The sequence below is a fragment of the Flavobacterium sp. A45 genome, assembly GCF_002001005.1.
GTDB lineage: Bacteria > Bacteroidota > Bacteroidia > Flavobacteriales > Flavobacteriaceae > Flavobacterium.
Genome location: NZ_MUNX01000071.1, coordinates 73,714 through 87,079 on the forward strand (window position 1 = coordinate 73,714; position 13,366 = coordinate 87,079).

The 13,366-nt window shown below is 34.5% G+C and carries 16 protein-coding genes; 7 read left to right on the forward strand and 9 right to left on the reverse strand.

What is annotated here, in order from left to right; genetic code table 11:
- Positions 1 to 5 precede the first annotated feature (5 nt).
- The 9 genes from B0E44_RS08025 to B0E44_RS08065 all read right to left on the reverse strand — a co-directional run bounded on the left by B0E44_RS08025 (position 6) and on the right by B0E44_RS08065 (position 7,338).
- The gene (locus B0E44_RS08025) at positions 6 to 386 is read right to left on the reverse strand and encodes a hypothetical protein (protein ID WP_077372723.1); all 381 of its coding nucleotides are present in this window, start codon (positions 384 to 386) and stop codon (positions 6 to 8) included.
- An 82-nt stretch (positions 387 to 468) separates the two neighbouring features.
- Positions 469 to 1,494: a uroporphyrinogen decarboxylase gene (gene hemE / locus B0E44_RS08030; protein ID WP_077372727.1), complete on the reverse strand. Its 1,026-nt coding sequence runs from the start codon at positions 1,492 to 1,494 to the stop codon at positions 469 to 471.
- A 43-nt stretch (positions 1,495 to 1,537) separates the two neighbouring features.
- Entirely contained in the window at positions 1,538 to 2,200 is a 663-nt protein-coding gene (locus B0E44_RS08035) for a uroporphyrinogen-III synthase (RefSeq protein ID WP_077372827.1), read from the reverse strand.
- Positions 2,201 to 2,244: 44 nt separating this feature from the next.
- Positions 2,245 to 3,171 carry a hydroxymethylbilane synthase gene (gene hemC, locus B0E44_RS08040; protein WP_077372730.1) on the reverse strand — a complete coding sequence of 309 codons (927 nt, stop codon included), beginning with the start codon at positions 3,169 to 3,171 and terminating at the stop codon, positions 2,245 to 2,247.
- A 49-nt stretch (positions 3,172 to 3,220) separates the two neighbouring features.
- The gene (gene hemA, locus B0E44_RS08045; protein ID WP_077372733.1) at positions 3,221 to 4,525 is read right to left on the reverse strand and encodes a glutamyl-tRNA reductase; all 1,305 of its coding nucleotides are present in this window, start codon (positions 4,523 to 4,525) and stop codon (positions 3,221 to 3,223) included.
- 370 nt (positions 4,526 to 4,895) lie between these two features.
- Positions 4,896 to 5,486: a hypothetical protein gene (locus B0E44_RS08050; RefSeq protein WP_077372736.1), complete on the reverse strand. Its 591-nt coding sequence runs from the start codon at positions 5,484 to 5,486 to the stop codon at positions 4,896 to 4,898.
- A 19-nt stretch (positions 5,487 to 5,505) separates the two neighbouring features.
- Positions 5,506 to 5,940, reverse strand: coding sequence for a hypothetical protein (locus B0E44_RS08055; protein ID WP_077372738.1), 435 nt, complete (start codon positions 5,938 to 5,940; stop codon positions 5,506 to 5,508).
- A 133-nt stretch (positions 5,941 to 6,073) separates the two neighbouring features.
- On the reverse strand, positions 6,074 to 6,913 hold the full coding sequence (locus B0E44_RS08060) for a DUF5777 family beta-barrel protein (RefSeq protein WP_077372742.1): 840 nt from the start codon (positions 6,911 to 6,913) through the stop codon (positions 6,074 to 6,076).
- A gap of 29 nt (positions 6,914 to 6,942) precedes the next feature.
- Positions 6,943 to 7,338, reverse strand: coding sequence for a hypothetical protein (locus B0E44_RS08065; protein ID WP_077372745.1), 396 nt, complete (start codon positions 7,336 to 7,338; stop codon positions 6,943 to 6,945).
- Between the two features lie 158 nt (positions 7,339 to 7,496).
- Between B0E44_RS08065 and B0E44_RS08070 the strand changes: the two genes are divergently transcribed.
- The 7 genes from B0E44_RS08070 to B0E44_RS08100 all read left to right on the forward strand — a co-directional run bounded on the left by B0E44_RS08070 (position 7,497) and on the right by B0E44_RS08100 (position 13,365).
- The gene (locus B0E44_RS08070) at positions 7,497 to 7,865 is read left to right on the forward strand and encodes a hypothetical protein (RefSeq protein ID WP_077372748.1); all 369 of its coding nucleotides are present in this window, start codon (positions 7,497 to 7,499) and stop codon (positions 7,863 to 7,865) included.
- Positions 7,866 to 7,880: 15 nt separating this feature from the next.
- Entirely contained in the window at positions 7,881 to 8,432 is a 552-nt protein-coding gene (locus tag B0E44_RS08075; RefSeq protein ID WP_077372751.1) for a YceI family protein, read from the forward strand.
- Between the two features lie 70 nt (positions 8,433 to 8,502).
- Entirely contained in the window at positions 8,503 to 9,075 is a 573-nt protein-coding gene (locus B0E44_RS08080; protein WP_077372754.1) for a YceI family protein, read from the forward strand.
- Positions 9,076 to 9,179: 104 nt separating this feature from the next.
- Positions 9,180 to 10,046, forward strand: coding sequence for a helix-turn-helix transcriptional regulator (locus B0E44_RS08085; protein WP_077372757.1), 867 nt, complete (start codon positions 9,180 to 9,182; stop codon positions 10,044 to 10,046).
- 101 nt (positions 10,047 to 10,147) lie between these two features.
- On the forward strand, positions 10,148 to 11,161 hold the full coding sequence (gene hemH, locus B0E44_RS08090; RefSeq protein ID WP_077372761.1) for a ferrochelatase: 1,014 nt from the start codon (positions 10,148 to 10,150) through the stop codon (positions 11,159 to 11,161).
- 74 nt (positions 11,162 to 11,235) lie between these two features.
- Positions 11,236 to 11,793, forward strand: a complete 558-nt coding sequence (locus tag B0E44_RS08095; RefSeq protein ID WP_077372764.1) for a CopD family protein — start codon at positions 11,236 to 11,238, stop codon at positions 11,791 to 11,793.
- A 156-nt stretch (positions 11,794 to 11,949) separates the two neighbouring features.
- The gene (locus B0E44_RS08100; protein ID WP_077372767.1) at positions 11,950 to 13,365 is read left to right on the forward strand and encodes a HAMP domain-containing sensor histidine kinase; all 1,416 of its coding nucleotides are present in this window, start codon (positions 11,950 to 11,952) and stop codon (positions 13,363 to 13,365) included.
- The last annotated feature ends 1 nt before the right edge of the window (position 13,366 follow it).

A 13,366-nucleotide genomic window follows, 5' to 3' on the forward strand; every position in this document is an offset into this window, starting at 1 on the left:
TTTCATTATAAATTGGCCTTCGCGGAAGCTATTTTATTAAAAATCCCAAACGAAAAGACTTTGCTTTCCTGCTGGATATAATTGTAAATCGCAATGGCTTTTTGTGAAAAATCAAACTGACTTTCTTTGGAAAAAGCGACCAAAAAATCAGCGAATAACTCCAACTGATTCCAATCTAAATGAAGACGTTGCAAGTGGACTATCAATTCGGCCTCACTGAATTCATTAAGACTTTCGACATTCATCGCCAAGTCTTTCAATTCATTTTCTAAGTAAAGAAGGTCTTCCAAAATCCAAAACTTAGGCACATAAACCAATGACATCAGCTTTTTGAGCACGTTGTCAATTCGGATACTTTCTTGGTCTCTTAAGCCTTTGTTTAGCATTTTTTATTGATTGTTGGTTGATACCTGTTAGTTGATAGCCCAAGGATTCTCCAAACAACTATCAACTAACAACTGTCAACTATTAGTTCCCGTATTCCTTCACAGCATCAATAAATGCTTTGGCGTGATCTACAGGGATATTTGGTAAAATTCCGTGGCCTAAGTTCACAATGTATTTGTCTTTCCCGAATTCGTCGATCATTTCGTGAACCATTTTCTTGATCGTAGGAATTGGCGAAAGCAATCTTGAAGGATCAAAATTCCCTTGTAAAGTTATATTTCCACCAGATAAATAACGAGCATTTCTAGCTGAACAAGTCCAATCTACTCCAAGAGCCGAAGCTTTACTTTTCCCCATATCGTTCAATGCAAACCAACATCCTTTTCCGAAAACAATAACTGGAGTTACCTCAGCCAATGCTTCGATGATTTGGTTGATGTATTTCCAAGAGAATTCTTGGTAATCCACTGGCGAAAGCATTCCTCCCCAAGAATCAAAAATCTGAACGGCATTTACTCCCGATTTTACTTTTTCTTTTAGGTATAAAATAGTCGTATCGGTGATTTTTTGCAATAAAGTGTGCGCCGCCACTGGGTTTGAAAAACAAAATCCTTTAGCAGTATCAAAACTTTTAGAACCTTTTCCTTCAACAGCATAACAGAAAATTGTCCACGGAGAACCTGCGAAACCAATTAACGGTACCTCATCATTCAACATCTCTTTGGTTAATTTGATAGCATCAAAAACGTAACCTAAAGTTTCATTTACATCCGGTACATAAACTTGGTTTACTTGTTCCATAGTACGAATAGGATTTGGAATAATTGGCCCCAAATTGTCTTTCAATTCTACGTGAATCCCCATAGCTCTTGGCACTACTAAAATATCCGAGAACAAAATAGCGGCATCCGGAGCAATTCTGCGGATTGGTTGTACCGTGATTTCAGCTGCTAATTCTGGAGTTTCGCAACGGGTGAAAAAATCGTATTTGTCACGCAAAGCTCTAAATTCCGGTAAATATCTTCCGGCTTGACGCATCATCCAAACTGGTGGGCGTTGTACTGTTTCTCCTTTTAAAGCTTTTAAAAATAGGTCGTTCTTTATCATTTTTTATTCTTTTTTTAAATTCCCCCTTCGGGGGTTAGGGGGATTACTTATATTCTGCTATTACATCCTCAATTACGTCTTCAACGCTGGGCTGGTCTGCAACAATAATGTTTTTTGTTATTTTATCTAAAGCCTCTGCAGTAGTTTCGCCTATGCAAAAACAGATTTCTTTCTTTATAACATTGTTTTTCAAATAACTTTCTACGCCTGATGGGCTGAAAAACAAAATTGCATCGATTTTCTCCTTAATCTTTATCGGAGTCAATAGCGTTTCATAAACCTGAATCTCATTGAATTTTATCCCTGCTGCTGCCAAAGCTTTTGGTAATGTTTCTTTACGAAGATTTCCACTAAAAAAAGTATAGCTTTCTTGGCTATAAATCAAAGTGATAATCTCGGCTAAGTCGGCAGCATAACCAGTGTAGGCAACTACATTGAACCCAGCTTCGGATAATAGAATTTTCGTTTTTAGTCCAACGCAAAAAACATTTTTGGTTTTCAAATTGTCTATATCTGAATTTTCTAAAACACTTTGTACCGCATTTTGACTGGTAAAAATCAAATTGTCGTTGATGGCATTGAGTTCGAATTCTTGCTTCTTAGTCGAAATGAAATCCTCTTCGAACACTTCAAAACCAGCACTTAGAAGTTCACGTCGCTGAACATCCGACAGCGTTTTGGTAGATAATATAACTGTTTTACTCATTTTTTGTTTTTGAATCATTCTGAAAAAGCCAAATCTTTCGTTTCTTATTTTTTCAAAGTTACTTTTATCGTTGCCATCAATTCAGTTCCGCCGTTTGCGAAGATTTCTTGAGCCGAGTTATATCCAAGCTTTTTCCATTCTTCGATGGGAACGACTTTGTTTACTTCGATTTTTTGTTTTCCGTCAATCGAAAACAGCACTCCGTTGAAATGGATAGTATCTTCAATTTCGTTGTATTTTGCCAAAGCCCCGATAGGTGCCGTGCAACCGCCTTCGAGGGTTTTCAGGAATTGTCTTTCGATATGCGTACAAACTTCGGTTTCTATATCATTGAGTTGCGCAACAGCATCACGGCAAAAATCGTCATTAGCCATAGCCACAACAACCATTGCTCCTTGCGCTGGCGCAGGAATCATCCAATCGAGATTGATGTAATTTTCGGGTTTCAGGTTGATTCGCTCCAATCCTGCAGCGGCAAAAACGGCTCCGTTCCAATCGTTCTCCTGCAGTTTTTGCATACGGGTATTCACGTTTCCGCGCAAATCGACTACGTTGTGATTCGGATATTTATTCCACCATTGGGCTTGACGGCGCAAGCTTCCTGTGGCGATAGTTCCTTTTCCTTCCAAAAAATCCAGGTTTCCTTTGTGAACCAAAATGTCCAAAGTATTGGCTCTTTCGAGAACCGCACCTTGAACTATTCCGATTGGCAAAGCGGTTGGAACGTCTTTCATGGAATGCACAGCGATATCTACCTGACCATTGATCATAGCAATATCAAGCGTTTTGGTAAAAATACCAGTGATTCCGAGTTCGTAAAGGGGTTTGTCGAGAATAATATCTCCTTGTGATTTTACGGCAATGATTTCGGTTTTATATCCTAAATCGTTTAGCTTTTTTTCTACCGTGTGGGCTTGCCATAATGCGAGTTCGCTATCACGGGTTCCTATTTTAATAACTTTTTGAGCCATATTATTTTTGAATCCTTTAGATAGTAAGGAACTTTATTATTTACACTATTTAGGACAAATTGATTTTGTACTTTTCTTCAATTTCGGAAGTAGTTTTTTTGGAAGCCGATTGCCCAATTTGAAAAACTTTCTCAATAAATTCAATACTATCATCTACCGAAGTATTTTCGTCTTTCAAGTGACTGGCAAAATGATTGGTGATTTTTTGAATAATTCTAGCACTAAGTAAGTCAGCTTGTTCTTCATCAAAATTTGAGATTTTTTTTCGTTGAAAAGCCAATTCACTAGCTACAATATCGTTCAATTTAGCTTTCAAAGCGTGAATGGTTGGAGCATATTTTCGACCGTTCATCCAAGTGTTGAATTCTAATTTCATGTCCTCAATTATTGCTTCGGCAGCAGGAATATGATTCTTTCTTCTTTCCAAAGTATCATCTGTCATTTGAGACAAGTGATCCAGATGAATTAAAGTCACACCGTCGATTTGTTCTACATCTGGATTTACATTTCTAGGAATCGATAAATCCAAAATCAATAATGGTTTTTTTAAATTCAGCAAGGTTTTGTCTATCGTTGGATTTTTAGCGCCAGTAGCCACAACCAACACATCTGTTTGTTGTATTTCTTCTTGCAAATTGGCATAATCTTTTACAATGACATTAAGTTTTCCTGCTATTTTTTCGGCTTTGTTCTTTGTTCTGTTTACCAAAGTAATATGACCGTTTTTAGTATGTTTTACTAAATTCTCGCAAGTATTTCGGCCTATTTTTCCTGTTCCGAATAATAGAATGTTTTTATCTCCAATGTTTTCTACATTACGGATGATATATTGAACGGATGCAAACGAAACCGATGTTGCACCAGATGAAATTTCAGTATCTGTTTTAATTTTTTTGCTCGCTTGAATAACCGAATTTACCAAACGATCCAGGAATGTATTCACTAAATCCTTTGATTTACTTTGATTAAAAGCGATTTTGATTTGGCTGATGATTTCAAAATCACCCAAAATCTGACTGTCTAAACCAGTTCCTACTCGAAACATATGGTTGACTGCTTCTTGATTTTTGTAGATATAAGCAACTTCTCTAAATTCTTCTACAGAACCATTACTGTTTTCGCAAAGTAATTTGATTAACTCATAAGGATGATTGGCAAAACCATAAATTTCCGTTCTATTACAAGTAGAAGTGACAATTAATGATTCAATTCCTTCGGCTTTGGCTTGCTGTATCAAGGCAGACTGCGCATTAGTATCTAAACTAAATTTTCCTCTAATTGTGGCATCTGCTTTTTTGTAACTTAAACCTAAAGCGTAAAAAGTGGTAGTTTTGGACATATTGAATTTTTCCATATTATACTTTCCTTAAAAAGTTTGACAAAATTATTACTTACTATTTTATAAAAACAACGCTAGAGGAACTTTTTATATCGCTATGGAATAAATCGATTCAAAATATAAATTCTAAATAGTGTTTATTGCAATCTATAATGAAATCAAGCCTTCAATAGTTAGTTGTGTAGATTAATTCTAAATAACACTTTGGCTTTTGCGTTAAATATTATACACAAAAATATCGCTAAGGGTTCTGATAAGTGTTTTTAAAATTTATAAATCATTCACTTTCATATGTATAATTAACCGTTATGAATGATTTTAAAACAACTGCTTTTAAATAAAAACGCTACCCAAAATGGCAGCGTTTTTACTAAAAAAAACAAAATTATTTTTGAACAATTGGAGTTCTCAATGATTCCAAAACAACAACAATATCTGTATAAAGTTCTGTATTTGAAGCAACTCCATTAGCATTGGCAGCTGCGCCAACATAACCTACAAATTTTGTGTAATCTGCATTGCTGGATTTTGTTCCCATGCGAGCATTTGTCGCTGGATCGTGAGCTGCAACCATATTCAAACCCGAATAAGTATTAACAGCGTTAGTTCCTCCTGTATTAAACGAGAAGAAATCAGTCAAATTATCAGATAATTTAGCAATATTAGTAGATTGCGTAGTCCCTGTTTCGGCTAAAACAGGAGCAAAATGTGCCTGTAAATTCCCTGCTGCATTCGATTGAACATCGGCAACAATTAATCCGATAGTAGAATTAACCACTTTACGGAAACTCAAACGACCTTGTTCGATCATTTGCCCCATATTATCTGGATCAGAAACCATTTTTGTTCCGCCTAATCGCTCATAAATAGACGCTTTTACAGCAGGTGCTGGAGCATCATCGTCATTGTTGCAAGAAGTAAAAGCTGCTGATGCAACGATTAAAACGCTAAGTGTAATTTGTGAAAAATTTTTCATTGTAAAAAGTATTTAAAGGTTAATTAAAAATTTGATTTAATGATTTAGCCATTTTATAGCTGAAACTATTTTGATCTACCGGACAAACTTCTTTGTTTGCTAAATTTGCTGGTAAAATGTAAGGTTGCGCGTCATAATGTCTTTTATGCATTAATTCATCATAGACTTTTTTAGAATTAGTGATTTTATTGTTGTGGAAATAGACCACAACGTTTCTTTTGACAATTATAGAATCGGAGGTTAATCCTTTTATAGATCTTAAGTCCGAACATATTTGTTTGGCCTGAACAGAATCGATAGTTGTTTTAAAGTCAATTCGACTCACTTGCAGGTTGGGACTTTCATAAACAGCTGGCTTGGCTGTAATAATGTGATAAAGCATAATGCTTAGCAATAACACAACAATTACTAATACGGACCAAAGTCCTCTTTTTAGTGTTTTGTTAATTTTCATACCGATAGTTTTTAAAATTGATTGAATTTTAAAAGGATATACGAGTGTTTTTTAAACTTGGATTTTTTTTAAAAGAAGAAAATATTAATTTAGAATTATTTTAAATAATTATCCCCTCTACATCCGAATCGTTTTAGAAAACTCTGGAGAGATTAAACCCAAAAAACACATCGCCTTTTGACCAATCGCCCGTTGTTCTTGCTAAATATCCCGCTTCGTCAATACCTTGAGAATTGGTAAAATGCATTTGAAAAACGTGTCCGCCGGTTTCTAAATCAAATCCAATAGATAATGGGTTGTTATACACAGAATTGGAAGCTCTATTTAAATGTGCTGCGTAGTCAATATTTAAAGACCAACGTTTAGCGAATTTATATCTCCCTCCAAAACCTATAGCATATTGCGAATTTTTCTGCAGTTCGTTTTCTACAAAATTTTCATGAAAAAAGGTGGGAACTACTTCCAACGAAAGTTTATCAGTGAACTTTCTGGAAATTAATAATTGCGCTACATAGGTCAGCTTGTTTTCGATTTTAAGCCCAGGATAAACACTTTCTTTTAGTGTGTTGTTAATAGACATACTATTAAAACCTGCGATGGTCACTGGGAAACCACCTTTTATTTGAGGAAGCAAAGCATATTTTACAGCAAAATCATAAGCCAATTGATTTCTGGCGGCACTAACATGAAGTCCGTCTGTTACTCCGTAAATGAATTTGATTTGAGTATTGGCGTTATCCAACCCGTAGAAACCCTCGAATCCATCTTGGATAGATCCAAAGCGGTGTGCAACGACAAAATACAAATCGCCTTTTGCGGCCAATTTTGTCGATTCTAGGTTGACGATTTTTAAAGCCTTAAAAGCAGAGGTTACTTTTTCTTTTGTAACAGGAATGTCAACACCAGACAATAAATCATTTTGGGAATAGGTTAATAATGGAAATAAGAATAAAATGAGTAAAAGCTTTTTCATAAGATATGGTTTTAAATTATTTTGTTTTTTTAATGTGTAACTGAACTTTGGTCAATTTTGAATTCACCCAACAATTCATCGTATCCTAAAAAGCGTCCTTTGATTTTTAGTGTTTTACCCGATGTTATTTTTTTTGGCAAGCTGTCTTTGAATGTTACAAATACTTTTTCTCCCAAAACAATCCCTTTGCTCGTGGGATCAATCGCTGAGACTGTAGCCGTTAATTCGATGATTTTATTTTGATATTTAGTATAAGCCGATCTTTCATTCGCCGTAAATTCTCTCTCCAGTCCAGAAATAGTTACCACATAATCCACTTTTTCCGAACTTATGTCTCGATGCGCTTTATAAGAGTAGCGGTAAACTATACCTAAACTTGCAATGACCAAGAAAAGCGACATCCCTATAAGTATTTTTTTTTTCATAACTAGTTTTTTGTTGTTTGATGTATCTACGTTAAAAACTATGCTTTGGTTTTAAAAAAAAAATAATATGCGGTCAAAAAAACTAAACAATACATTTTTCCGTATATGTTTATGAAATGCTTTTATGAATCATCCTTATTAATTTAAAACCAGTAGTTATGAATGCGAAAACCCTTTTTATTGTCTTGTCATTTTCTTCAATCTTTGTTGGCTGTACCGATGATAATCCCAGCACGCTAATGGATAATCCTCCTGTAGTGGGCACCACAACCTATAATCAAAATGTAAAATCAATCATTGACAACAACTGTGTAGTCTGTCACGCAGCAGTCCCAAAAAATGGAGCTCCAATGTCTTTGGTTACTTATGATCAAGTAAAACAAGCCGTCTTAAGTCGTGGATTGCTATCGAGAATTTCATTAGAAAACGGCAATAGTTCCTTAATGCCAAATGGTGGGCCAAGGATGCCTCAAGCCACAATAGATATTATTGTTAAATGGGAGAAAGATGGATTATTAGAAAAATAATTCTATAATACAATTATGAAAAAAACAATACTTATAACAATGCTATTGGCTTCCTTCATTATTTTTTCACAGGAAAAAATGATAACTAAATCAGGGACAATAATTTTTGACGCTTCATTCCCTTCTTTTGACGAAGTAAAGGGAACCAACAGCAATGTAACCTTTGTTTTAAATCCGGCAACAGGAGAAATTGCAAGCTTGGCAATAATGAAAGGATTCGAATTTAAAATCGCTTTGATGGAAGAACATTTTAATGAAAGTTATATGGAAACGGATCAATATCCAAAAGCAATTTTCCGCGGACAAATAGAAGATTTTGATACTAGCCGTTTGACAGAAGATTTTAAAGATTATATCATAAAAGGAAAATTGGAACTCCACGGCAAAACCAAAGAAATAAACGCCAATGCAAAAATCCGCAAATTCGGCCCTCGAATTACTGTTTTATCAAACTTCTCTGTAAACACAAGTGATTTTAGCGTTCCCGTTCCAGCACTTATTAAATATAAACTTGCTAGTGAAGTGACTATAAAAATCACTGCTGTTTTGATGCGTGAATGGAATTAAAGATTTCATCACAACCAGACACTAATAGGTTCAATACAAATTATTAAGAATGCTAATTTAAAACAGAATCATGAAAAAAATCATACTCATTGCAATGTTAAGTATAACCGGTATTTGTCTTTCGCAAGAAAAAATGATTGATAAATCAGGAATGATAACTTTTGAAGCTTCTGTTCCTTCTTTTGAAGAAGTTAAGGCAATCAATAACAGCGTAACTTTTGTTTTGAATCCAGCAACGGGAGAAATTGCCTGTTTGGCTTTAATGAAAGGATTTCGGTTTAAAGTAGCTTTGATGGAAGAACACTTCAATGAAAATTTTATTGAAAGCGATCAGTATCCCAAAGCGATATTTAAAGGAAAAATTGAAGATTTTGATGCGAATAATTTAACCCAAAAAGCCAAAGATTTTATTATAAAAGGGACATTAGAACTTCACGGAAAATCTAAGAATATAACCGTTACAGCAAAAATCAGCAAAACCTCTTTAGTGTATATCATTTCCTCTAAGTTTACTGTAAACGCCAGCGATTTTGATATTTCAATACCAAAAGTCGTCAAAAACAAACTCACGAATAAAGTAAATGTTCAAATGGTAACCGTTTTTAAATATAAAGACAAAAACAATAAAGATTCTATAAAATAATAGTCAAGTAAACGATAAACCGTCAAAAAGATTTAATTTTGAAAAGATAAATTATTCGTTTCACAAAAACGGCAATAATAACTTGACTAAAGGAAATCAACAAAATGGAAGAAGAAATAAAAATTGACGATGATTTTATTTTAATTCGTTTTCAAAATAACACCAATGAAATTACTACTTTTCAACGTCCAGTTCAATTGGGATTGATTCAATTTCATTTTGGTTTGAAAGGAAATGCCAATTATATTTTTAACCAAGGAAATTATAGCATAAAACTTAACGAAGAGAAAGCGTTACTTTTTTATAATACTGAAAAAGAATTGCCTCTTCATGTCGATATTGCACCAAAATCCTGGTTGATTTCCATATTTGTTTCGATCAAAAAATTTCACGGATTATTTACAGCAGATGCGGAACATATTCCTTTTTTGAGCCAAGAAAACCAAGCAAAAAAGTATTATAACGAGAGTAACATTAGTCCGTCAATGGCAATTGTTTTGAATCAAATGTTTCATTATAATCTGAATCCATCGATCAAGAATTTGTATTATAAAGGCAAAGGATATGAGTTGTTGAGCTTGTATTTTAATCGCTCGGAAGATCCCAATGCTGAACAATGTCCGTTTTTGATTGATGAAGAAAATGTTTATAAAATAAAAAAAGCCAAAGAAATAATCATTGCCAATATGGCTGAACCACCAGGACTGCAAGAATTGGCCGATGAAATAGGTCTGACGTTGAAGAAACTCAAAATGGGCTTTAAGCAAATTTATGGAGACACTGTTTATGGTTTTCTTTTTGATTACAAAATGGATTACGCGCGGCAATTATTAGACAGTGGTTCGTATAATGTCAATGAAGTAGGTTTGAAAATTGGTTATAGTACTGGAAGTCATTTTATAGCGGCATTCAAAAAGAAATTTGCGACAACTCCCAAAAAATATCTGATGTCAATAAATACTAATGTTTAAAAACACTATTGTTTTTAGATATTAAAACATAACAAAAAAATAACATTTATCATATTTCCAAAAAGTTGCTTTCTATACTTTTGGCAAAAATTAAACTATATATGAAAGGCGTATTATTAGTAAACTTAGGCTCACCTGAAAGCCCAACACCCAAAGATGTAAAACCCTATTTAGATGAATTTTTAATGGACAAATACGTGATTGATGTTCCGTATTTGTTGCGAGCATTATTGGTTCGCGGTATTATTTTGCGAAAAAGACCTGAAGAATCTGCGCATGCTTACGCAAAAATTTGGTGGGATGAAGGCTCTCCATTGGTTGTCCTTTCTGAAAGAATGCATAAAAAAGTACAGCCATTAGTTAATGTTCCTGTGGCGCTGGCTATGCGATATGGTAGCATGACTATTGAAAAAGGACTTCAGGAATTGAACGACAAAGGTGTCACAGAAGTTTTGCTTTTTCCTTTGTATCCGCAATATGCTATGGCTTCCACTTTAACAATTTTGGTCAAGGCCGAAGAAATCCGCAAGAAGAAATTTCCACAAATGAAGTTTACTGATGTTCCTGCGTTTTACAACAAACCCGATTACATTAAAAACTTAGCCGACTCGATTCAGAAACATTTATCCGGATTTGAATACGATCATTTGCTGTTCTCTTACCACGGAATTCCAGAGCGCCATATCCGCAAAACCGATGTAACCAAATCACATTGCAAAATTGACGGTTCCTGCTGTAACACGCCATCTCCGGCACATGATTTTTGCTACCGCCATCAGTGTTACGAAACGACCAAACAAGTGATTAAATTACTAAATCTTCCTGAAGATAAATACAGTCTGACTTTTCAGTCCAGATTAGCAGGAGATAAATGGCTTGAACCTTATACTGATGTCGAAATTGATAAAATGCCCGAAAAAGGAATTAAAAATCTGGCTGTTGTAACTCCAGCTTTTGTTTCAGATTGTTTAGAAACATTGGAAGAAATTGCAATGCGTGCCAAAGAAGATTTTGAAGCAAAAGGTGGTCAAAATTTCTTAGCAATTCCTTGTTTGAATGATGATGATGAATGGTGTGAAACGGTTGGAAATTGGATTAATGATTGGGCTAAATAAAAATGTTTAAAAGTTTAAGGTTTAAAGTTATATAACGAGCTTGAACCTTAAACTTTGAGCTTTAAACAAAAAATATGGAATATTATAATTACCTAAAATCCCTACATCTCATCTTTGTAATCACTTGGTTTGCTGGTTTATTCTATATCGTTCGGTTATTTGTGTACCAAATAGAAGCCGCCGATAAACCTTCGCCAGAAAAAGAAATTCTGCAAAAGCAATACAAAATAATGAGTTATCGACTGTGGTACATTATTACTTGGCCAAGTGCTGTTTTGACTAGTATTTTTGCATTTTGGATGCTGTTTTTTACTCCAATGGGCAATGCTTGGCTACAAATGCCATGGATGCATGTAAAACTTGGCTTTGTTTTTGTGCTATATTTATATCATTTGAAATGCCAGCAGATTTTTAGTCAATTGCAAAGAGACGAAGTAAAATACACCACCAATTTTATGCGCTTGTGGAATGAGGTTGCCACTATCATTTTATTCGCTGTTGTGTTTTTAGTAATTTTAAAAAATGCCGTTAACTGGATTTATGGAGTAATCGGTATTTTCGTATTTTCGATTACCATTATGCTAGGTTTTAAATTTTACAAAAGGATTAGAGAGCGAAATAGTAAGCAGTAATCAGTATTTAGTATTCAGATGTTGGGTTAATGCCTGAAACACTGAACACAAGTTACTAACTGAATACTTAAAAACCGAACACTGAATACTTAAAAAAATATGCTTAAAAACTTTAAGATTCCTATAATTTCATTACGTGTTAGAATCTTTCTCTCAATGGTTGTGTTGATCATTGCAACCTCTCTTTTGCTCATAACCATCTCCGTCTTTCAATATAAAAGCATCGCCAAAGAGTACAATCAAAAGCGAATTGAAAGTATGGAATTTTATGTGAAAAAGCATATTAATTATATGCTTTCCAATACCACTTATCCCTTGACGGATGACAACATCAAATTAATCTTTAAAGACAAAATTCACGAAATATCCGATATTCAAAATACTGAAATACAGATCTATTCCCTAGACGGAAAATTATTAAAATCCTCCAAAGAATCCTTTTTTGTAACGACAAAATCCCCGATAGTATCGAAATTCATCGTTCGTTTGGTCAATACTTCAATAGACAAAAGATTTGTCGAAGTCAAAACCGTTAATGGCATAAAATATCGTTCTTCCTACAGTCTCATAAAAAACAAAAAATTCAAACCCATTGGAATCCTAAAGTTACCAAGTGTTCCCGATGATGGCTATTATGAAAAGAAATTAAACGATTTCTTGGTCAGCTTAGCACAGGTATATGCGCTCATGATTGCCTTGGCTTTTGGATTGGCTTATCTCCTTTCTTCCTTTATCACCAAACCCATCTATGATTTTGCCGAAAAATTAAGGGATACCAGTTTGAACCAAAAGAACGAAAAAATTCCTTTTTCGGCCAAAATTAAAGAAATTAACATGCTGTTGCATGCCTACAACAGGATGATTGAAGAACTCGAAAGAAACACCATAAAACTGGCTCAAAACGAGCGAGATCTAGCTTGGAGGGAAATGGCCAAACAGGTGGCTCACGAAATCAAAAACCCGCTAACGCCAATGCGACTTACTATTCAGAGTTTTCAGAGAAAATTTCACCCAGAAGACCCAAATATCAAACAGAAACTAAACGATTTCTCTGAATCCTTAATTCAGCAAATAGACACGATGAGTGCCGTTGCTTCAGCCTTTTCTGATTTTGCTTCGATGCCTGCCCAACAAAATGAAGTATTGAATGTCGTAGAAGTGGTAGAACTCACCCTAGATATTTTTCATGAAGATTATATTGTTTTTGAGTGTTCCGAAAAAGATATTATTTCCAAAATTGACCGTACACAGCTCATTAGAGTGATTACGAATTTGGTTAAAAATGCCATACAGGCCATTCCAGAAGATCAAGAAACCAAAATGATATTGGTTACCATCGAAAGAATAAAAAAAGAAGTCATCATTACTATAAAAGACAATGGAACTGGAATAAATCCTGAACATATCAACAACATTTTTGAACCCAAATTCACTACCAAAAACAGCGGAATGGGCTTGGGGCTTGGAATAATAAAAAACATTATCGAAAACTACAACGGAACAATTACCTTTGAATCTAAATTTGGAAGAGGAACTATTTTTACCGTTACCCTACCCATCATTAACTCATAAC